The sequence below is a fragment of the Sphingomonas sp. TREG-RG-20F-R18-01 genome (genome assembly GCF_022662475.1).
Classification (GTDB): Bacteria; Pseudomonadota; Alphaproteobacteria; order Sphingomonadales; family Sphingomonadaceae; genus Sphingomonas.
Map to the genome: position 1 here is coordinate 134,666 of NZ_JAKNQQ010000002.1, position 17,336 is coordinate 152,001.

At 66.7% G+C, this 17,336-nt stretch carries 18 protein-coding genes and 1 tRNA gene; 12 read left to right on the top strand and 7 right to left on the bottom strand.

What is annotated here, in order from left to right; translation table 11 throughout:
- The first annotated feature begins 83 nt into the window (after positions 1 to 83).
- Together L8K25_RS06110 and L8K25_RS06115 are read left to right on the top strand one after the other, a co-directional pair.
- Positions 84 to 1,052: a M48 family metallopeptidase gene (locus tag L8K25_RS06110; protein WP_242138017.1), complete on the top strand. Its 969-nt coding sequence runs from the start codon at positions 84 to 86 to the stop codon at positions 1,050 to 1,052.
- Complete coding sequence (locus L8K25_RS06115) at positions 1,052 to 1,438, top strand: DnaJ domain-containing protein (RefSeq protein WP_242138018.1); 387 nt, start codon at positions 1,052 to 1,054, stop codon at positions 1,436 to 1,438. Before L8K25_RS06110 ends, L8K25_RS06115 begins: the two co-directional genes overlap by 1 nt.
- Here L8K25_RS06115 and L8K25_RS06120 read toward each other — a convergent pair whose 3' ends face one another.
- Positions 1,439 to 2,731, bottom strand: a complete 1,293-nt coding sequence (locus L8K25_RS06120) for a sugar transferase (RefSeq protein WP_242138019.1) — start codon at positions 2,729 to 2,731, stop codon at positions 1,439 to 1,441.
- 179 nt (positions 2,732 to 2,910) lie between these two features.
- Here L8K25_RS06120 and L8K25_RS06125 point away from each other — a divergent pair, with 179 nt between their 5' ends.
- From L8K25_RS06125 to L8K25_RS06135, 3 genes are all read left to right on the top strand, one after another.
- On the top strand, positions 2,911 to 3,300 hold the full coding sequence (locus L8K25_RS06125) for a hypothetical protein (protein ID WP_242138020.1): 390 nt from the start codon (positions 2,911 to 2,913) through the stop codon (positions 3,298 to 3,300).
- Positions 3,301 to 3,467: 167 nt separating this feature from the next.
- Complete coding sequence (locus tag L8K25_RS06130) at positions 3,468 to 5,078, top strand: sensor histidine kinase (RefSeq protein ID WP_242138021.1); 1,611 nt, start codon at positions 3,468 to 3,470, stop codon at positions 5,076 to 5,078.
- Positions 5,075 to 5,656 carry a LuxR C-terminal-related transcriptional regulator gene (locus L8K25_RS06135; protein ID WP_242138022.1) on the top strand — a complete coding sequence of 194 codons (582 nt, stop codon included), beginning with the start codon at positions 5,075 to 5,077 and terminating at the stop codon, positions 5,654 to 5,656. Before L8K25_RS06130 ends, L8K25_RS06135 begins: the two co-directional genes overlap by 4 nt.
- A 214-nt stretch (positions 5,657 to 5,870) precedes the next feature.
- On the opposite strand, the gene L8K25_RS06140 is transcribed toward L8K25_RS06135, so the two are convergent.
- Positions 5,871 to 6,938, bottom strand: a complete 1,068-nt coding sequence (locus L8K25_RS06140) for an NAD(P)-dependent alcohol dehydrogenase (RefSeq protein WP_242138023.1) — start codon at positions 6,936 to 6,938, stop codon at positions 5,871 to 5,873.
- Positions 6,939 to 7,220: 282 nt separating this feature from the next.
- Here L8K25_RS06140 and L8K25_RS06145 point away from each other — a divergent pair, with 282 nt between their 5' ends.
- Positions 7,221 to 7,868 (top strand): DsbA family oxidoreductase, encoded by a 648-nt coding sequence (locus tag L8K25_RS06145; RefSeq protein ID WP_242138024.1) that lies wholly within the window; start codon positions 7,221 to 7,223, stop codon positions 7,866 to 7,868.
- A 25-nt stretch (positions 7,869 to 7,893) separates the two neighbouring features.
- Here L8K25_RS06145 and rsgA read toward each other — a convergent pair whose 3' ends face one another.
- Positions 7,894 to 8,892 (bottom strand): ribosome small subunit-dependent GTPase A, encoded by a 999-nt coding sequence (gene rsgA / locus L8K25_RS06150; protein ID WP_242138025.1) that lies wholly within the window; start codon positions 8,890 to 8,892, stop codon positions 7,894 to 7,896.
- A gap of 28 nt (positions 8,893 to 8,920) precedes the next feature.
- A complete protein-coding gene (locus tag L8K25_RS06155; RefSeq protein ID WP_242138026.1) occupies positions 8,921 to 9,772 on the bottom strand; it encodes a hypothetical protein in 852 nt (283 codons plus the stop codon).
- Positions 9,773 to 10,044: 272 nt separating this feature from the next.
- Between L8K25_RS06155 and L8K25_RS06160 the strand changes: the two genes are divergently transcribed.
- The 3 genes from L8K25_RS06160 to L8K25_RS06170 all read left to right on the top strand — a co-directional run bounded on the left by L8K25_RS06160 (position 10,045) and on the right by L8K25_RS06170 (position 13,616).
- A complete protein-coding gene (locus L8K25_RS06160) occupies positions 10,045 to 10,791 on the top strand; it encodes a FadR/GntR family transcriptional regulator (RefSeq protein WP_242138027.1) in 747 nt (248 codons plus the stop codon).
- A gap of 171 nt (positions 10,792 to 10,962) precedes the next feature.
- Complete coding sequence (uxuA, locus tag L8K25_RS06165; protein ID WP_242138716.1) at positions 10,963 to 12,147, top strand: mannonate dehydratase; 1,185 nt, start codon at positions 10,963 to 10,965, stop codon at positions 12,145 to 12,147.
- Positions 12,148 to 12,290: 143 nt separating this feature from the next.
- Entirely contained in the window at positions 12,291 to 13,616 is a 1,326-nt protein-coding gene (locus L8K25_RS06170; protein ID WP_242138028.1) for an MFS transporter, read from the top strand.
- 51 nt (positions 13,617 to 13,667) lie between these two features.
- On the opposite strand, the gene L8K25_RS06175 is transcribed toward L8K25_RS06170, so the two are convergent.
- Positions 13,668 to 13,742, bottom strand: a tRNA-Gly gene (locus L8K25_RS06175).
- A 179-nt stretch (positions 13,743 to 13,921) separates the two neighbouring features.
- Here L8K25_RS06175 and L8K25_RS06180 point away from each other — a divergent pair.
- The 3 genes from L8K25_RS06180 to L8K25_RS06190 all read left to right on the top strand — a co-directional run bounded on the left by L8K25_RS06180 (position 13,922) and on the right by L8K25_RS06190 (position 15,903).
- Positions 13,922 to 14,818 (top strand): tetratricopeptide repeat protein, encoded by an 897-nt coding sequence (locus L8K25_RS06180; RefSeq protein WP_242138029.1) that lies wholly within the window; start codon positions 13,922 to 13,924, stop codon positions 14,816 to 14,818.
- Positions 14,815 to 15,441, top strand: coding sequence for an LON peptidase substrate-binding domain-containing protein (locus L8K25_RS06185; protein WP_242138030.1), 627 nt, complete (start codon positions 14,815 to 14,817; stop codon positions 15,439 to 15,441). The genes L8K25_RS06180 and L8K25_RS06185 overlap by 4 nt, the downstream gene beginning before the upstream one ends.
- Positions 15,442 to 15,504: 63 nt before the next feature.
- Complete coding sequence (locus L8K25_RS06190; protein ID WP_242138031.1) at positions 15,505 to 15,903, top strand: type II toxin-antitoxin system HicB family antitoxin; 399 nt, start codon at positions 15,505 to 15,507, stop codon at positions 15,901 to 15,903.
- Positions 15,904 to 15,919: 16 nt separating this feature from the next.
- Here the strand turns inward: L8K25_RS06190 and L8K25_RS06195 are convergent, their stop codons facing one another.
- Positions 15,920 to 16,108 (bottom strand): type II toxin-antitoxin system HicA family toxin, encoded by a 189-nt coding sequence (locus tag L8K25_RS06195; RefSeq protein ID WP_347341145.1) that lies wholly within the window; start codon positions 16,106 to 16,108, stop codon positions 15,920 to 15,922.
- Positions 16,109 to 16,118: 10 nt separating this feature from the next.
- The gene (locus tag L8K25_RS06200) at positions 16,119 to 17,336 is read right to left on the bottom strand and encodes a UbiH/UbiF/VisC/COQ6 family ubiquinone biosynthesis hydroxylase (protein WP_242138032.1); all 1,218 of its coding nucleotides are present in this window, start codon (positions 17,334 to 17,336) and stop codon (positions 16,119 to 16,121) included.

Below are 17,336 nucleotides of genomic sequence, written 5' to 3' on the forward strand. Positions count from 1 at the left end.
TTCAGCTGGAAAAGGGGTCGCTCGACATTGTCGGGCGGCCCCTTTTTTATTGTGAGCACGGCTTTTGTGCTCAATAGAAACCCATGCCCTTGCCGACGTCCGCCCTGTTGACCGCGCTTGTCTGGAGCGTGCCGCCCGGCGACCTTCAGAGCGCGAATCGCACGGCCGTGCAGGCACCCCCCGCGGCCACGCTCGCGCTGGCCGGGCGGGAACAGGATGGCAGGGTGGCCACGCTCGCCTTCCGACTCGCGCTCGCCGGTCGTTCCCGCTGTACGGCGCAAGTGCCGATCCATGGCCTGGTGTTGCAGCATCTTTCCCAATTTGCCCAAGCCGATCGCGCCGGTGTGATCGCTGCAATTCCGCTCGATCGCGGACCGGGCGTGAGCGCGCTGGTACCGGGCAGTCCGGCCGCGGTGGCGGGCATTCGGCCCGGTGACATCCTGCTGGCAATCGACGGTGTCGCACTCCCCGCCGAATCGGGGCTTGCCGCCCCCTTCAGCGCAACCCGGGCGCATGATCGTGCCGATGCGATCGACGATCTGTTGGCGCAGGTCCAGCCGCTCACGCTGACGCTGCTGCGGGACAACCGTACGGTGGCCGTGCGCATGGCCGCGCTGCTCGCCTGCCCCTCGCGGGTCTATCTGGCGCGGTCCGGACAGCACAATGCCTATGCCGACGGGCGGCATGTCTTCCTGACGACCGGCTTGCTGTCCCTGCTGCACAATGACGACGAGCTGGCGTTCATCATCGCGCATGAAATGGCGCACAACATCCTTGGCCACGCTGTCCTCATGCGCAGCGGCGCCGTCGGCAAAGGCATCGGCCGAACCTTGGGAAAAAGCGGCGCGATCATCCGGCGGACCGAAAGCGAGGCCGATTCGCTCGGCGCGACGATCATGCTCGACGCCGGGCTCGATCCCGTTCGCGGCGCCGCGATCTTGCAACAACTCGGCGGCGCCGACCTGGGAATCGCGTTGCTGGCATCGCATGAACCAACGGGACAACGGCTGGCGGCCATCGCGGCGGTTGCAGCGGCGCATCGCCATCCGTGATGCAGCGGGATTACTATCAAATTCTGGGCGTCACCCAAAACGCGTCGCCGCACGCGATCCGCGCGGCGTTCGTTCGGCTGAGCAAGCGCTACCACCCGGACATGCCCGGAAGCGAAAGCGGGCTGCAATCACGGCTGCACGACGTACAGCAGGCCTATCACTGCCTGTCCGACACCAACGCCCGCGCGCTGCACGATCGCATGCTCGATGAAAGCCGGCGGCTCCACATGGCGCAGCAACGTGCGGTCCAACGCCGGCTATGGCGGTATGATCGCCGTCACCCGCATCCGACGCCCAGGGTTTACCGGCGCGGTCGCTGGCGTGTGGGGCTGATCGTTGCCGCGCTTCTGGGCCTTATCGTGTTGGCGGCGGTGCAGTTCGGCTGATCATTTGGCGCCGAAGCCCGTCAGCATGATACCGACGGTCCGCAGCGAAATGAGCAGATCCAGCCAGAACGAGAAGAACTTGATGTAATAGAAATCGTAGTGGAGCTTGACGTGCACGTCGTCGAGCCCGGCGACGTGCCCCTGGTTCACTTGTGCCCATCCGGTGATCCCCGGACGGACGATGTGCCGGTAGGTGTAGAACGGCAGTTCGCTATCATACCAGGCCGACAGCGACATCGCCTCGGGGCGCGGCCCGATCCAGCTCATCTCCCCCCGCAAGATGTTGATGATCTGCGGCAATTCGTCGATTCGCGAGCGGCGCAGAAATCGCCCGACCCGGGTCACGCGCGCATCGCCGTCCAGCGTGATCGCCGATTCCCGCGATTCCCGATCGGCGTCGAGCGGCCGCTCCAGCATGGTTCGGAATTTCAGCATATCGAACGGAATGCCGCGATACCCCATGCGGCGCTGGCGGAACAGGATCGGGCCGGACGAGCTCGCGCGGACCAGCAATGCGACGATGATCAACGGGATCAGCAGAAACGGCAGCACCACGATGCTGGCGAGGAGATCGATCGCGCGCTTCAGGCCGCGATACCCGAGCCCCGGAAGGAGCGAGCCGAAGCTGTTCTCGGACAGATGTTCGATCTGCACGCGGCCGGTCAGCGATTCGCGCAGCTGCTTGGTATGGTACACCGGGATGCCCGCGATCGCCGCCTGCGCAAGCATCCGCTCCCATTCGGGGGAATGGTCGGAGCGCAGATCGGCGACGATCGATGCCGTGGGATCATCCGGCACGACCGGTGCGACCAGCGGAACCCAATCGACCTGGGGTGTATCCTCGACGATTCCGGTGTTGCCAACCGGGACGTAATACATCCGGCGCGCAGCGGCGCGCTGCTCGACATAGCCGAGGAGAAACGCGCTGCCGGTCGTCGCGACATAGCCGGTCAGCAGCATGGACCCGCTGTAATCCAGGCGCGCGGCGAGCAGCACCGCTGCCGCGAGCCCGAACGTCGAGGAGAAAGCAGGGAGAATGAAGCTGAAGGCGCGGGTACCCGGATAGACGGTCACGCGCCGAAGCACGAGAAAAGCCATGACCGCAGCGATCAACGATCCGAGTTGCGTGTTGATCGTGCCCGGCAGGTTCTGCGCCAGCGAACCGAAGGTCACGAGCGGTGCGCCGAGCGGCACGATACCGCCAGCCATCGCGATCAGCAGGAGCGGACTGAACCGACCTACCGTCGGTTGCCGCGTCCGGGTCGACCGCCCGTGATCACTCGTTATCAGCACAAGGCGACCTTATGATAGGGGCGATTGCCCAAATGCAGTACACACGGATCGGTCGTGGCGATCTTGACCTATGCCACAAGCGCTTAACCCGGGATGAGCGCGACCGGCAAGGGACAGATGGTCAAACCGTCCGTCCGATTTCGATGGACTCCCTTGCGCGGACGGGTCAAGCGGCCCCCATGTTCTCGATCGTGCTGGACTGGGAAGCCTTCAAAGACTGGCTTTCCACCACTGTACATCTCACGCATCATGACCTGCACCTGCTCCTCGGGGTCGGTTTCACGCTGGCGTTCGGATGGATTTTGCGGCGTCCGCTGGGCTCCTGGCTGCCGCTGCTGATCGTGGTTGCGCTGGAGTTGCTTAACGAGACGTCCGATTTCACGCGCTATCACGTTTCGGGGTGGCCGTGGACGCCGTTGCCGACGCTGATCGACATGGCCATCACGATCCTCCCCCCGCTGGCCATCGTGCTCGCGGCGCGCTGGAATTCCGCGCATTTCCAGTATTTCAGAAGGCGCCAGCGAATCATCGTGCAGACCCAAGTCGATGCGGAGTGCCACCGCCGCTGAGCCGAAGCATAGTGCGTGGTGCGTGGCTGCAGCGTCCGTGCCGACCGGCGCGCGGTGCGCGGAAGCACGATCCGGTACCACGCTTCTCCTACCCCTTCCGATCATTCGACATTCTCCGGGTATTTCCCGGGTTTGGCGTTCCGCCCTACCGCGTCATGGGACCGTGCATGAACATCCTGGTCGCCCCGCTCGCTACCGACAGCGCGACGCCTCCATCGGGCGACGCACGTTGGTGGCCGCACGGGCGGGACTGGGGAGTGCTCCTGCTGTACGGGGTCGGCTTCTGGCTGGCGCACGCCGCTGCGCTGCCATGGGGCGGGACGGGTTATTATTCCTTGTGGTTTCCCGCGGCCGGCGTGCGTTTTGCGGTGCTGTGGCGCCGGGGCGTACGAATTACTCCCGCGGTCGCCGTCGTCGAAGTGGTGGCGGACATTCTCAGCGGCGCGGTCGACCCGTTCGGCGCGGATGCCATCACCGTCATCGTCAGCGCGGTTCGGCCGGCGCTGGCGTACGGCATCGCGATCGCGGCGATCCGATGGCTCGCCGGTGGCGCGCGGGCGGCCGTGCTCGCGCCGCCGATGCCCTTCGGTCTCGCGGCGATCGTCGCGCCGATCGCCGCCGCGGTTGCCGCCTTGCCCTGGTCGTTGCTGCGCCCGGACATGTCGGGCGTCGGCGACACGCGCTCGATCGTGCTGTCCCTCACGGGGTTTGCGGTCGGCGACCTGCTCGGGGTGATGATCGTTGCGCCGGCGTTGTTGTGGGCCCTGGGCGTGCTGCGCGGCACGCTGCGATCGCCCCGCCTGCCCCGGATGTCTGCGTTGGCCGAAGCCGTGGCGGTGCTGGGAAGCGCCATCGCCATGGCGCTGTTGCTGGCACGCGCCGAGCTTGGTCTGCAACCGACCCCGTTATTGCTGGCGGTCGCCTGGATCGGATTGCGATTCGGCCGCGGTGCCGCCTGGTGCGCGATCGTGATCGTCGCCGCGCTGGTGCTGCCGCAGACCGCGCGGGATCTTGCCGGGGCGGCGCGGCTGCAACTCCATCTCGGGCTCGCAGCGGTGACGATGGTCGGCTATCTGGCGGGGAGCTTCACCGAGGCGCAGCTACGGGCGCAGGCGGACCTAGCGCGGCGCGACCGGCTGCTGTTCCAGGCCGAGCGGCTCAAGACACTGCGCGCCATGTCCGTCGCGGTGATCCACGAGATCAGCCAGCCGATCACCACGCTCGCGATCGAGGCGCGACACCTTCATGGTCTTGCGGCGGACGCCTCGCCCGAAATCGCCGAGACAGCTGCCCTGATCGACCGCAAGGCCGCCGCCTTGTCGCTGCTGGTGCGACGGTTGCGCCGATTCGGCGGACGGGCGGTGGACGAACCGTCGCTGCTGCCCGTTGCCGCATTGCTGGAGGATGTCGTCCAGCTGGTCGGTCCCGAGGCCAAGGCAGCACGGATCCGCCTCGAGGTGGCGTCGTGCGATCCGGACCTGCTCGTGCTGGCGCAAGAGGTCGAGCTGGGGCAGGCGGTCGTCAATCTCCTGCGCAACGCCCTGCAGGCGTGCGACGATGGAATCGTCCGCATTGCATGCAGCGCGCAGGCTGGCCGCGTTGCCATCGGCGTGACCAACCGATGTGCCGCCGGGCCGCGCGTGCATGACGGGATGGGAGTAGGCCTGCTCGTCTCGCGCGCGATCGTCGAGGCGCATGGCGGAACGCTCGTTCGCGACGGCGGCGACGGCGCCATCCGCTACCAGATCATCCTGCCGCTTGCTGGAGACCCCCTATGATCGACCCCGCTCCCCTCGTGTATGTCGTCGATGACGATCGCGACCTGGGCGCGACGGTGGCGCGCCTGCTCGGTCGCCATGGCTTTGCCGCGGAACCCTTCCTCGATCCTGCGCTGCTGTTGACGGTCTACGCCGCCGCGCCGGCGCATTGCATCGTCACGGACGTGATGATGGGGGATCTGGATGGCTTCACCTTTGCCGACCGGGTCCGTGCGATCGATCCGGCCGTCGCCATCGTGTTCATGACCGCTTGGCCGACCACTGCCAACGCGGTCGATTCGGTGCGGCGCTATGGCGGCCTCGACTATCTCGAGAAGCCGCTCGACGAGGCGCGCCTGCTGACCGCGGTCGCCGAGGGCGTGGTATGGTCGGCCGGCCGACGGCGGGTGATGCACCGGACGGCGATGCTGTCCCCGCGCGAGCGGGACGTGTTCGAATGGCTGGCGCGCGGCCACTCGAACAAGGAAGTCGCCGCCCAACTCGGCCTCAGCCCCAAGACGATCGAGGATCATCGCGCGGCGATCATCGCGAAGACCGGGGTCAACGGCCTCGCGCAGCTGATCGCGCTCGCCCGCTGAGCCCCTGCTTCGGCAGGCGGATCCGGATCGACCGGAAGCTGATCGGCGCGAGCCCATGTGCGGTGTCGCGCGGCGCCCCGATATACCGCGTCTCGCCCTTCACCGCGACGTGATCCCCGCCGCAATCCGCCATTCGAGGTGGAGCGGCCATTGCCGAAGCGGCGCTTGGGCGGGGCGGCCGGCATGCGCCGACCGCCCCGCCCGATCGCGCCGTTCAGGCGGCGGCGGGAAGCGTCGCCATGTCGATGACGAAGCGATACTTCACGTCGCTCTTCGCCATCCGCTCATAGCCTGTCTCGATGTCCGCCATCGCGATCATCTCGATATCGGCGGTCAGCCCGTGCTGCTGGCAGAAATCGAGCATCTCCTGCGTTTCGGCGATTCCGCCGATCAGCGAGCCCGCGATCGAGCGGCGCTTGAACACCAGATTGCCGACCGATGGCGAGGGGTGCGGATGCTCCGGCACGCCGACCAGCGTCATCGTCCCGTCGCGCTTGAGCAGCGCGGTGAACGCGTCGAGATTGTGGCTCGCCGCAACCGTGTTGAGGATGAAGTCGAAGCTGTTGGCATGGTCCGCCATCGCCGCTTCGTCCTTCGACACGATCAGGTCGGTCGCGCCCAGCCGCTTGGCATCCTCGCGCTTGTTGGGCGAGGTCGAGAAGACATAGACCTCGGCGCCGAGCGCCGCCGCGATCTTGACCCCCATATGGCCGAGGCCGCCGAGCCCGACGATGCCGACCTTCTGGCACGGGCCGACGTTCCAGTGCTTGAGCGGCGAATAGGTGGTGATGCCGGCACAGAGCAGCGGTGCCACCGCGGCCAGATCCTTCTCGTCATGGCCGATCCGCAGCACGAAGCCCTCGTCGACGACGATATGGTCCGAATAGCCGCCGAAGGTATGGCCGCCGAGCACGGGGTCCGGACCGTTGTAGGTCCCGACGAAGCCGGTGGTCTCGCAATATTGCTCCTCGCCGTCCGCGCAGGACGGACAATGGCCGCAACTGTCGACCATGCAGCCGACGCCGACGACGTCGCCGACCGCGAACTTGGTCACCGCCGTGCCGATCGCGGCGACCCGCCCGACGATCTCGTGGCCGGGAACGCACGGATAGAGCGTCCCGTCCCACTCGCCGCGCGCGGTGTGGAGATCGGAATGGCACACGCCGCAGAACAGGATGTCGATCGCGACGTCGCTCGGCTGCGGATCGCGGCGCTCGAAGGTGAAGGGCGCGAGCGGCGTATCGCTCGATTGCGCGGCATAGCCGCTGGCCGTCGTGGTCATGGAAACCTCGTCATCTGGAAAGGGGGGGCGATCGTTCGCGTTGTCGACTCGATCGCGGGGGTAACGAAGCAGGCGCCGTTGAGTGCCGTCGATCGCGACACCCGGCACGAAAACGCGGGAAAATGCGGCCCACCGTCCGCTTTCGGCGACGAGCGGCCGATCGCGCCGTCGAAGCTGCGCATGGCGACGCCGCGACTGGGGAAAATCCGGCCTATCCGTGCATTTGGCGCCACCCGCCCCCACATCGGTCATCGACAACCCTAAAGCCCCGGGCGGTGCAGCATGCCAAAGCCGATGAAGATCGATTTCGTTTCCGACGTTTCCTGCCCGTGGTGCATCATCGGATTGCGCGGGCTGGAGCAGGCGCTCGAGCGGACCCGCGACCTGGTCGACGCCGACATCACTTTCCAGCCGTTCGAGCTGAACCCGCAAATGGGCAAGGCCGGCCAGAATATCGGCGAGCATATCGCCGAGAAATATGGCGCGACGCCGGAACAGTCCGCCGCCAACCGCGCCACGATCCGCCAGCGCGCCGCCGATCTCGGCTTCACCATGGCGATGTCCGACACGAGCCGGATCTACAACACCTTCGATGCACATCGGCTGCTGCATTGGGCTGAGGAAGAGGGGAAGCAGGCTGCGCTGAAACATGCGCTGTTCGACGCCTATTTCACCAACCAGCAAGATCCGTCCGACCCCGCGGTGCTGGTCGCGGTGGCCGAGACGGTCGGCCTCGACCCGGTGCAGGCCGCCGAGATCCCGGCGAGCGACCGCTATGCCGCCGAGGTCCGCGCCGCCGAGCAGCTGTGGCAATCGCGCGGCATCCACGCGGTGCCGGCGATCGTCATCAACGACCGCCACCTGATCTCGGGTGGCCAACCCCCCGAAGCCTTCGAACGCGCGATTCGCGAGATCGCCGCCACGGGCTGACCGGCAGTCCGGCGGGCGACGGTCCTCAGCGCGGCCGTCGCTTCGCCATCCGGGAGGCGTTGGCGCTTTCCTCCGCCGCGAGTTTGCGCCAGCTAGCGAACCGTTCCGCCGTCAGCGTTCCGTCGGCGATCCCTGCACGAACCGCACAGCCGGGTTCGACCCCATGCGAGCAGTCCGCGAACCGGCAATCCTGCGCGGCGGCCGCAAAATCGTCGAAGACCTCGGCGATCCCCGCGGCCGCCTCGGCCAGTTGCAGCTCGCGCATGCCGGGCAAGTCGAGCAGCCAGCCCCCCTGCTCCAGCCGGTGCATCTCGCGGACGGTGGTGGTGTGGCGGCCGGTTCCGTCGGCGGCGCGCACCGCCTGGGTCTCGATGCTGTCGGAGCCGCGCAACGTGTTGACGAGCGTCGACTTGCCGACGCCCGAGGATCCCAGCAGCGCAACGGTCCGACCAAAGCCGCACCATCTGGCCAACCGTGCCACGTCGGACGGATCACGACCGTTGACCGTTTCCACCTGCAAGCCCGGTTCGATCGCACGCGCGGCGTCGGCGAAGACGTCCGGCGCCTCTGCCAGATCGGCCTTGGTCAGCACCACGACCGCCGGGACGCCCACCTCGCGCGCGAGCACCAGATAGCGTTCGAGCCGCGCGACGCTGAAGTCCTGATTGCAGGACGCGACCAGAAACACCGTATCGACATTGGCGGCGATCATCTGTTCCCGGGTCGGATCGCCCGGCGCACGCCGCTTGAACAGGTTGGTCCGTTGCAGGACGCGATGCGGCAGCCCCGTTTCCCGGTCGATCAGCAGCCAGTCGCCGACCGTCGGATGGTCATCGGACGGCGTCGCGCCGGGGATGTGCGGGGTGACGAACTGCGTCGCGGCGGGGCCCATAACCGCGATCTTGCCGCGATGGACCGCCATCACGCGCACGGGCTCATAGTGCAAAAGCTCCGCCGCGGTCGTCTGGCCGCTGAAATGGGCGTTCCAGCCGAGCTCGTCCAAGGTCGCGCCGGTCGATGTCATAGGGCGGATGCAGTCTCTGGGTCGAACGTCACCCCGCGGCGGCACCGTTCAGATACGGAAGCAGGCGTACGCGCGGGAAAACGGTGTCGAGCGGTTTGGAATCGGGAAGGATATAGACCACGCCGCCCTTCTTGAGGAGCAGCGGGCGCAATTGTTTCGTATAGAAGCGGGTACCCACGTTGATGCATCCGAAACTGATCCGGTTGTCATCCGGGGTCGGCGATAGCAGCCGCGCGACGCGATGTTCCTGCTTGTGCGTGGTGATCACCGCATGCAGCGCGACCGAATTGGCATAATCGACCCACAGCACGCGCTGCTGCCCGAAGGCGCGACCGAATTTCGCGACGAACCGGCCGGCCGGCGTGGTCCGTTCGGCAGGTCCGATGTCGGACAGATTCTTGGCACCCACCCCGGGGGACGAATCATCGCCCACGCCGATACCGAGCAGAACCGGCGTTTCCCCGACGAATTGGCCGTCCGCCGTGAACAGCGACAGCGACGCTGCCTGCTTGTCGATCACGATATAGGGCAGCGCGCCATTGTCATGCTCCGACGCCACCCAGGCGATCACGCGCCGCGCCGCCTCGGACCGCTCCGGCTCGGGGACCGGAACCGCATCCGCAGGTTTTGGCGCGACGGCGGTTTTCGTCTTCGCCTTTGATTTTGCCTTTGGCTTGGTTGCGGTCCTTGCAGCGGGCGCAGCCTTGCCGGAGCGTTGCTGCGATGGCGTCGCGGCCTTCCCCGATGCCTGGACCAAAACCTTGGCGGACAGCGGCGCGGGGCTCACCGGAAGGGCGGTCAGCGCCAGCAAAAACGTCGCGGCCACGCCCATACGGCAACCGACAGGGAACAGGCTGGTCATCACGACGGCCTTGTTCACCAATGCCCGCCACCAATGCAAGCACCTTGCAACGATGCGAGCCCTTACCGCGTCGATGTGAACGGATCGCCGCCTGCCGCATCGCGTCCGCCACGCAGGCCCATCGAGCATGTGTAATTGTGGTCGGGCCACCGGCAAAGCTATTGTAAGACATTTGTTTGCGCAACGGTCGCACGCCTGTACAACGACTGGCGTGCGCCCGGCTCGAACGGGCGGTATGCGCTGGGGATCGCGGACGGATCCGCCCGCGGGACAAGCAAACGAGGACGTTGATGAGCGTGGCTGAAGGCGGCGGGAAGTTATACCGCAAGATCGTACAGGCGATCCTCGCCGATATCGCGAGCGGGGCCTTCCCGGTCGGCTCCCGGCTCCCGGCCGAGCGCGATCTGACCGACCGCTTTCAGGTCAGTCGTCCGACCATCCGCGAGGCGATGATCGCGCTCGAGATGAAGGGCCTGGTCGAGGCGCGCAAGGGGTCCGGGGTGTTCGTGCTGGCGTCGTCGACGGTCGACGAAGACAAGGAACTCGACATCGGCGCATTCGAGATTACCGAGGCGCGCCGCCTGCTCGAAGGGGAGGTGGCCGCGGTCGCCGCGACCGAAATCGGCGAGGAGCAGCTCGAGGAATTGCGCGGCCTGCTCGCGCAGATGGCGCAGGAGGATACCGCCGCCGCCGAAGCGGCCGATCGCCGTTTCCATATCGCGATCGCGGAAGCGACCGGCAACGCCGTCATCATCTCCGCGGTCACCGACTTCTGGGACATGCGGTTCCGATCGCCGCTGGCGCGCGAAGTGCTGGTGAAGGCGGGCAGCCTGGGGACGGACAACCGCATGGCGGAACACGGCCGGATCCTGAGCGCGCTCGAGGCACGATCCCCGACCGACGCGCGCAACGCGATGCGCGATCACCTCGCGCGGTTGATCGATCATCTGCTGGATGTCACCGAGACCGAAGCCGTCGAGCGCGCGCGGGCGGAAACGAGCCAGCGCCGCCGCGCTCTGGCACGCCGGTCGGTCTGACGCGCGATCGGCGATGTGACGAGGGCCACCCGGGAACATTGGACTGAAACCGTCCGGAGTGGCCTTACCAATCTCTAGCATCTGGTCTATCAATTTACAGGCTGCTAGACCTCGTCCGCCGCGACGGCGCGGCACGGGCCACGACGGCGAAAGGAACGCGCGACGGTGTTGATGACGCAGACGATGCGCTGGTTCGGCGCGGCCGACCCGGTACGCTTGCGGGATATCCGGCAAGCCGGCGCAACCGGGATCGTAACCGCGCTCCACGACATCCCCAACGGCGACATCTGGCCGCAGGAAGCGATCATCGCGCGTAAGCAGGAGATCGAAGCCGCTGGGCTGGTCTGGTCCGTGGTGGAAAGCCTGCCCGTCCATGATGCGATCAAGACGCGCGGGCCCGACTGGCAGGCCCTGATCGACCGGTATCGGGAAAGCCTCGTCCACCTCGCGGCGTGCGGCATCGGCGTCGTGACCTACAATTTCATGCCCCTGCTCGACTGGACGCGAACCGACCTTGCCTGGGCAATGCCCGATGGCGCGCGCGCGCTGCGCTTCGAACTGACCGCCGCGGCGGTCTTCGACCTCCATATCCTGCGCCGTCCCGGGGCGGAGCGCGATTACACCTGCGCGTTGCGCGACGCCGCCGCGCACCGGTTCGAACAGATGACCGATTCCGAGCGCGCGCAGCTCGAGCAGACGATCATCGCCGGGCTGCCGGGCAGCGAGGAGACCTTCACGATCGATCGCTTCCGGGACGCGCTGCGACAGTATGACGGGGTCGATGCCGATGCGCTGCGCGCCAATCATGTCGCGTTCCTGCAAGCGGTCTGTCCGCTGGCGGACGAACTCGGCATCCAGCTCGTCGTCCATCCCGACGATCCGCCCTTCCCCCTGTTCGGCCTGCCCCGCGTGGTCAGTACCGAGGACGATCTTGCCCGGTTGTTCCGGCTGGTGCCCAATCGATCCAACGGGCTATGCTTCTGCGCCGGGTCGCTGGGCGTCCGCGCGGCTAACGATCTGCCGGGGATGATCGACCGGCTCGGGGACCGGATCGGGTTCCTGCATCTGCGCTCGGTCCAGCGCGAGCCGGACGATGCCTTCCACGAGGCGGCGCATCTCGAAGGCAACGCAGACATGGTGGCGCTGGTCGCCGCGATCCACGCGCTGCAGACGCGCGAGGACCGCTCGATCCCGATGCGCCCCGATCACGGCCACCAGATGCTGGACGACCTGACCAAGCAGACCCTTCCCGGCTATTCGCTGCTCGGCCGGATGCGCGGTCTGGCCGAATTGCGCGGGCTGGAGCGGGGCATTGCGCATGCCACGCGTACCTTCGCCGACGCCACCCGCCCCTGACCGACACCGGACCGCCGTCTTTCTTGCGCCGGTCGAACCGAACCGGCGCATCGCCGGACGGACCAACGAGACGACACGCCAAACGACAACCCTGGGGGAGAGTGATCGTGGACGGTGCGACAGGAGCGGCGGGACCGGACCCCATGCGATCAGGTCCCACGCGATCGGGCGGCACCGTGCGCTGGGGGATCTGCGCGCTGCTCTTCTTTGCGACGACGATCAACTACATCGATCGGCAGGTGATCGGCATCCTCAAGCCCACGTTGCAGGGGGATCTCGGATGGTCGGAGGACGATTATGGCATGATCGTCTTCTGGTTCCAGGCAGCCTATGCGGTCGGCCTGCTGATATGTGGACCGGTGATCGACCGTATCGGTTCCAGACTTGGCTATGCCGCAGCGATCACCGTGTGGAGCGTTGCGGCCTTGGCCCATGCGCTGGTGCGCAGTCCCGGCGGGTTCGCGATGGCGCGGTTCGCGTTGGGGCTTGGGGAAGCGGGGAACTTCCCGGCGGCGATCAAATCGGTCGCGGAATGGTTCCCGAGGAGGGAGCGCGCGCTTGCCGCGGGAATCCTCAACGCCGGCGCGAACGTGGGGGCGATCGCAACGCCGATCATCGTTCCGGGAATCGCGCTGCACTACGGATGGCAGGCGGCCTTCATCGGGACGGGCCTGCTCGGCTTTCTCTGGCTCGCCGCATGGCTGGTCTTCTATCGCGCGCCGCACCGCCATCCGCACGTCTCTGCGCAGGAACTGGCCTATATCGGCGCGGACCAGGAAACGGCGGCGGGCACGGCGCCGATTTCCTGGGCGCGGCTTTTCCGGCATCGCGCGACCTGGTCGTTCGTCTGCGCGAAATTCCTGACCGATCCGGTCTGGTATCTGTTCCTGTTCTGGCTGCCCGACTTCTTCGCCAAGCGGCACGGGCTTGACCTCAAGACGTTCGGGCCACCGCTGATCGCGGTCTATCTGCTCGCCGACGTCGGCAGTATCGGCGGGGGCTGGCTGTCATCGGCGCTGATCCAGCGCGGTTTCAGCATCAACGCCGGGCGCAAGCTGGCATTGCTCGCCTGTGCCGTCGCCGTGCTGCCCATCATGGTCGCGAGTAGCGTGTCCAGCCTGCCCGCCGCCGTCGCCATCATCGGGCTCGCCGCCGCCGCGCACCAGGGGTGGTCCTCCAATCTCTACACCATGGTGTCCGATACCTTCCCCAAGAGCGCCGTCGCCTCGGTGATGGGGATCGGCGGAGCGGCGGGTGCGATCGGCGGGATGATCATGGCACGCTATGTCGGGCATGTGCTGGAGACGGTGGGCAGCTACACGCCCGTGTTCGTCTGGGCAGGCACGGCTTATCTGCTCGCGCTGGCGATCGTGCATGTCCTCGTGCCCCGTCTGGACACGGCGGCGGTGCCCGCAGACATACCCCGGGCGATGCAGGCGTCGAGCAGCGGCGTCCGTGATCAACGTTAGGCTGGATGGTGCGACCTCGGTCGCAGGTGGCAGACTTTCCACGGGAAAGACTGGAGCGGGCGAAGGGATTCGAACCCTCGACCCCAACCTTGGCAAGGTTGTGCTCTACCCCTGAGCTACGCCCGCTCTGGCGCCATGTGCCGGACTGTGGAGCCCGGCGGGTAGGGGGGGGCCTCTAACACCGGGTCGGCAGGTCGGCAAGCCTCTTTTCGCACTTTGATGAAAAGGGTTGGCTTGTTGCCCCTCGCCCCCACATAAGACGCAACGATCCGCAGACATTGGAGCATCTCTTGGCGACCCTGGGAATGAGCGCAGCCGAACGCGACGCGGTGGAGGCATTCCGCCGCGACGTGGTCGAACCGTCGATGACCAAGCTGGTGATCATCGATTTCTGGGCGGAATGGTGCGGCCCGTGCAAGGCGCTGACCCCGGTGCTCGAAAAGGTCGCCGCGGCTTATGCCGACAAGGGCGTGGTGCTCGCCAAGGTCGATACCGACAAGAACCAGTTCATCGCCGCGCAATTTCAGATCAAGTCGATCCCGACCGTCTATGCGATGTTCCAGGGCCAGCTCGTTGCCGACCTGACCCCGGCACGGACCGAATCGGCCTTGAAGACGATGCTCGATCAATTGCTCAAGCAATTGCCGATCGAGACCGAAGCCGCGCAGGGCGAGGCCGAGATCGAGCCGCTGATCGCGATGGGCGAGGAAGCGCTGGCCGAGGGCGATGCCGATCGCGCCGCCGGAATCTTCCGGCAGATCGCCGAGGTCGCGCCGGATCACCCCGCGGTCAACGCGGGCTTCGTCCGCGCGCTGGTGGCCGCAGGCGAGATCGAGGCGGCGCAGGAGCACCTCGCCGCGATGCCCGAGGACACCGCCAGGCATCCCGAGATCGAACGCGCGCGCGCCGCGCTGGCGCTGGCGCAGGATGCGACGCCGGTCGATGACCTTGCCGGGCTCGCCGCCGAGGTCGCCGCCAATCCGGGCGACTTCGACAAGCGGTTCGCACTCGCCAACGGCCAGATGGCGGCGAACGACCGCGATGCCGCCGCGACGACGCTGCTCGCGATGATCGCCGAGGATCGCGCGTGGAACGAGGGGGCGGCCCGCGCGCAGTTGCTCAAGCTGTTCGAGGTCGTCGGGCTTGAGGACCCGTGGGTCTCGGCGCAACGCCGCAAGCTCTCCGCGATCCTGTTCGGATGACGATCACCCGCCTCTCGATCTTTCCGCTGCCGGGCGCGTTGCTGTTCCCGGGAATGCATCTGCCGCTCCACATCTTCGAGCCGCGCTATCGGGCTATGATTTCGGACGCGATGGCGCGCGACCGGCGGATCGGGATGGTCCAGCCGCGCCCCAACGTGCCTGCGCGGCCCGACAAGCCTTTGCTGTTCGACATCGGCTGCGTCGGCAAGATCGCCGAGTTCGAGGCGAGTGAGGACGGGCGCTACAATCTGATCCTCGAGGGGCTGTCGCTGTTCCGCATCGTGCGCGAGCTCGATGTCCCGACCGCGTTTCGCCAGGTCGAGGCGGAACTGATCCCCTCCCCCGAATCGCCCGAGGTCCTGTCGTTGTCGCGGCGCGCGGCGCTGGAGAGTGAATCGCGGGCGTTTGCCGATTCGCAAGGGTATGCGGTCGACTGGGATGCGGTGACGCGGCTCGACGACGAGGCTTTGGTCAACGGCATCGCGCAAATCGCACCGTTCGACGTCGCGGCCAAGCAAGCACTGCTCGAGGCCGGGCGGATCGAGGAACGCGCCGAGCTGATCATCCAGCTGATGCAGTTCTTCGGACGGCATGACGGCGAGGATTCGGTGACGCTGCAATAGGCTCCGATGCTTGAACTCTTCTCCTGATGTGTATAAATACACACAGATAGTAGAGGTGTTTCGATGGCTATCGTCGTTTATCCGGCAATCGTGGAGCGTGCCGAACAGGGCTTCAGCGTCTTCTTCCCTGATTTGCCGGGATGCACATCGGCCGGTGCCACGATCCAGCAAGCCGCGCTTGCCGCGGAAGAGGCCTTGTCAGGACATTTGCTGGTATCGGCGGAGCATGGCGATCCGGTTGCCGACCCGACGCCGCTGGATACGCTCGAGCGGGACCCGGAGATCGAGGAAGTTGCGCGCATCCTCGTCCGCTCGGACCGTCCGGGTCGATCGGTGCGCTTGAACATTACGCTGGACGAAGGCTTGGTGGCGGCGATTGATCGCGTAGCGACCAATCGATCCGGTTTTCTGGCAGAGGCCGCGCGTCACGAACTGGCAGCGTGGCGAGTCACGGGGCGCTGATCGCCAAACGATCAACCTACCGCAACTTTACCCCGCTCTGCTTTTCAATGCTTTTCAGCGTGCCGATCGCCAGATCCGATTTGGGATGCGGTACGGTGACGGTGCCCGGCCTGGTCGGATGCCGGAACTGGATGTGGCTGCCTTCCTGACGGACCGGTGCCCAGCCATCCTGTTTGAGCCGCGCGATGACATCCCTGCTCTTGATGCTACCCCCCTTAAACCATCATCCCCTGCAGCAGCTTCGGCACATCCCCACTCTCGCCCCGCGCTTCCGCGATGAAACGACGCTTCAACGGCGGCATCTTCTGCACCGCGGACAGCCCGAAGCGCCGCACCGCATTGGCGGTCTTTCCCTTGATGCCGAACAGCCGGGTCAGCCCGTCGGTCGCCACCGAGACCATCAGCGTGTCGAGGCTTCGCCACCGGTCGTAGCGCGCGAGCAATGCGGGGTCGCCGAGGTCGAGCCCGGTCCGCTTGCCCTCGACCAGCACCTCGACCAGCGTCGCTACGTCGCGGAAGCCGACGTTGACCCCCTGCCCCGCAATCGGGTGAATCCCGTGCGCCGCATCGCCGACCAGCGCGAGCCGGTCCGACACGATCTTCGCCGCATGATGGAAGCCGAGCGGATAGCTCGACCGCGCGCCAAGAGGCCCGAGCTTGCCGAGGAACCCACCGATTCGCTTGTCCGCCTCGGCGAGCCAGCCGCGGTCGGACAGCTTCATCATCCCCGGTGCCTGATCGCGCGTCACCGACCAGACGATGCACGAACGATGCCCCTGCTCGTCGTCGTTGAGCGGCAGGATTGCGAACGGGCCGTCGGGATAGAAGATCTCGAACGCGATGTTTTCGTGGGAATGTTCGTGGTGCAGCGACGTCACGATCGCGGCATTGTCATAGGTCCAGCGCGCGACGTTGAGCCCCGCTGCCTCGCGCGTCGGCGAATTGCGCCCTTCCGCCGCGATCAGCAGCGGCGCGCGGATCACCGCGCCCGAATCGAGCGTCACGGTGACACCCGAGGCTGCGCGATCGACCGACACCGCGCGCGTCTTCATCCGCACGTCGACGTTCTTCGCGCCCGATGCCGCCTCGAACAGCGCAGCGCGTAGCCGCCGGTTCTCGACCATGTGGCCGAGCGCGTCCTCGTCCGAATCGGGTTCGAAATCGAGCGCGCCGGGTTCGAGCCCGTCGCTGACGCGAATCCCCTTGATCGGGCAGGCGATCGCCGCAAGCTTGTCCGCCACGCCGATCGCGCCGAGCATCCGCCACGGTGCCCCCGCGATCGCCGAGGCGCGCCCGTCGAACCCTGCCGCGAGGATGACTTCGGGATCCGCGATATCGATGACGATCGCCGACATGTTGTGCGCATCGAGCGCCACTGCGAGCGCGCTGCCGACGAGTCCACCGCCGAGAATGATGACGTCTGCTGTATCCAT

Excerpts from the sequence above, each read along its gene's own strand:
- L8K25_RS06110 (WP_242138017.1), top strand. The coding sequence starts at position 84 with ATGCCCTTGCCGACGTCCGCCCTGTTGACCGCGCTTGTCTGGAGCGTG.
- L8K25_RS06115 (WP_242138018.1), top strand. The coding sequence starts at position 1,052 with ATGCAGCGGGATTACTATCAAATTCTGGGCGTCACCCAAAACGCGTCG.
- L8K25_RS06125 (WP_242138020.1), top strand. The coding sequence starts at position 2,911 with ATGTTCTCGATCGTGCTGGACTGGGAAGCCTTCAAAGACTGGCTTTCC.
- L8K25_RS06130 (WP_242138021.1), top strand. The coding sequence starts at position 3,468 with ATGAACATCCTGGTCGCCCCGCTCGCTACCGACAGCGCGACGCCTCCA.
- L8K25_RS06135 (WP_242138022.1), top strand. The coding sequence starts at position 5,075 with ATGATCGACCCCGCTCCCCTCGTGTATGTCGTCGATGACGATCGCGAC.
- L8K25_RS06140 (WP_242138023.1), bottom strand. The coding sequence starts at position 6,938 with ATGACCACGACGGCCAGCGGCTATGCCGCGCAATCGAGCGATACGCCG.
- L8K25_RS06145 (WP_242138024.1), top strand. The coding sequence starts at position 7,221 with ATGCCAAAGCCGATGAAGATCGATTTCGTTTCCGACGTTTCCTGCCCG.
- rsgA (WP_242138025.1), bottom strand. The coding sequence starts at position 8,892 with ATGACATCGACCGGCGCGACCTTGGACGAGCTCGGCTGGAACGCCCAT.
- L8K25_RS06160 (WP_242138027.1), top strand. The coding sequence starts at position 10,045 with ATGAGCGTGGCTGAAGGCGGCGGGAAGTTATACCGCAAGATCGTACAG.
- uxuA (WP_242138716.1), top strand. The coding sequence starts at position 10,963 with ATGACGCAGACGATGCGCTGGTTCGGCGCGGCCGACCCGGTACGCTTG.
- L8K25_RS06170 (WP_242138028.1), top strand. The coding sequence starts at position 12,291 with ATGCGATCAGGTCCCACGCGATCGGGCGGCACCGTGCGCTGGGGGATC.
- L8K25_RS06180 (WP_242138029.1), top strand. The coding sequence starts at position 13,922 with ATGAGCGCAGCCGAACGCGACGCGGTGGAGGCATTCCGCCGCGACGTG.
- L8K25_RS06185 (WP_242138030.1), top strand. The coding sequence starts at position 14,815 with ATGACGATCACCCGCCTCTCGATCTTTCCGCTGCCGGGCGCGTTGCTG.
- L8K25_RS06190 (WP_242138031.1), top strand. The coding sequence starts at position 15,505 with ATGGCTATCGTCGTTTATCCGGCAATCGTGGAGCGTGCCGAACAGGGC.
- L8K25_RS06200 (WP_242138032.1), bottom strand. The coding sequence starts at position 17,336 with ATGGATACAGCAGACGTCATCATTCTCGGCGGTGGACTCGTCGGCAGC.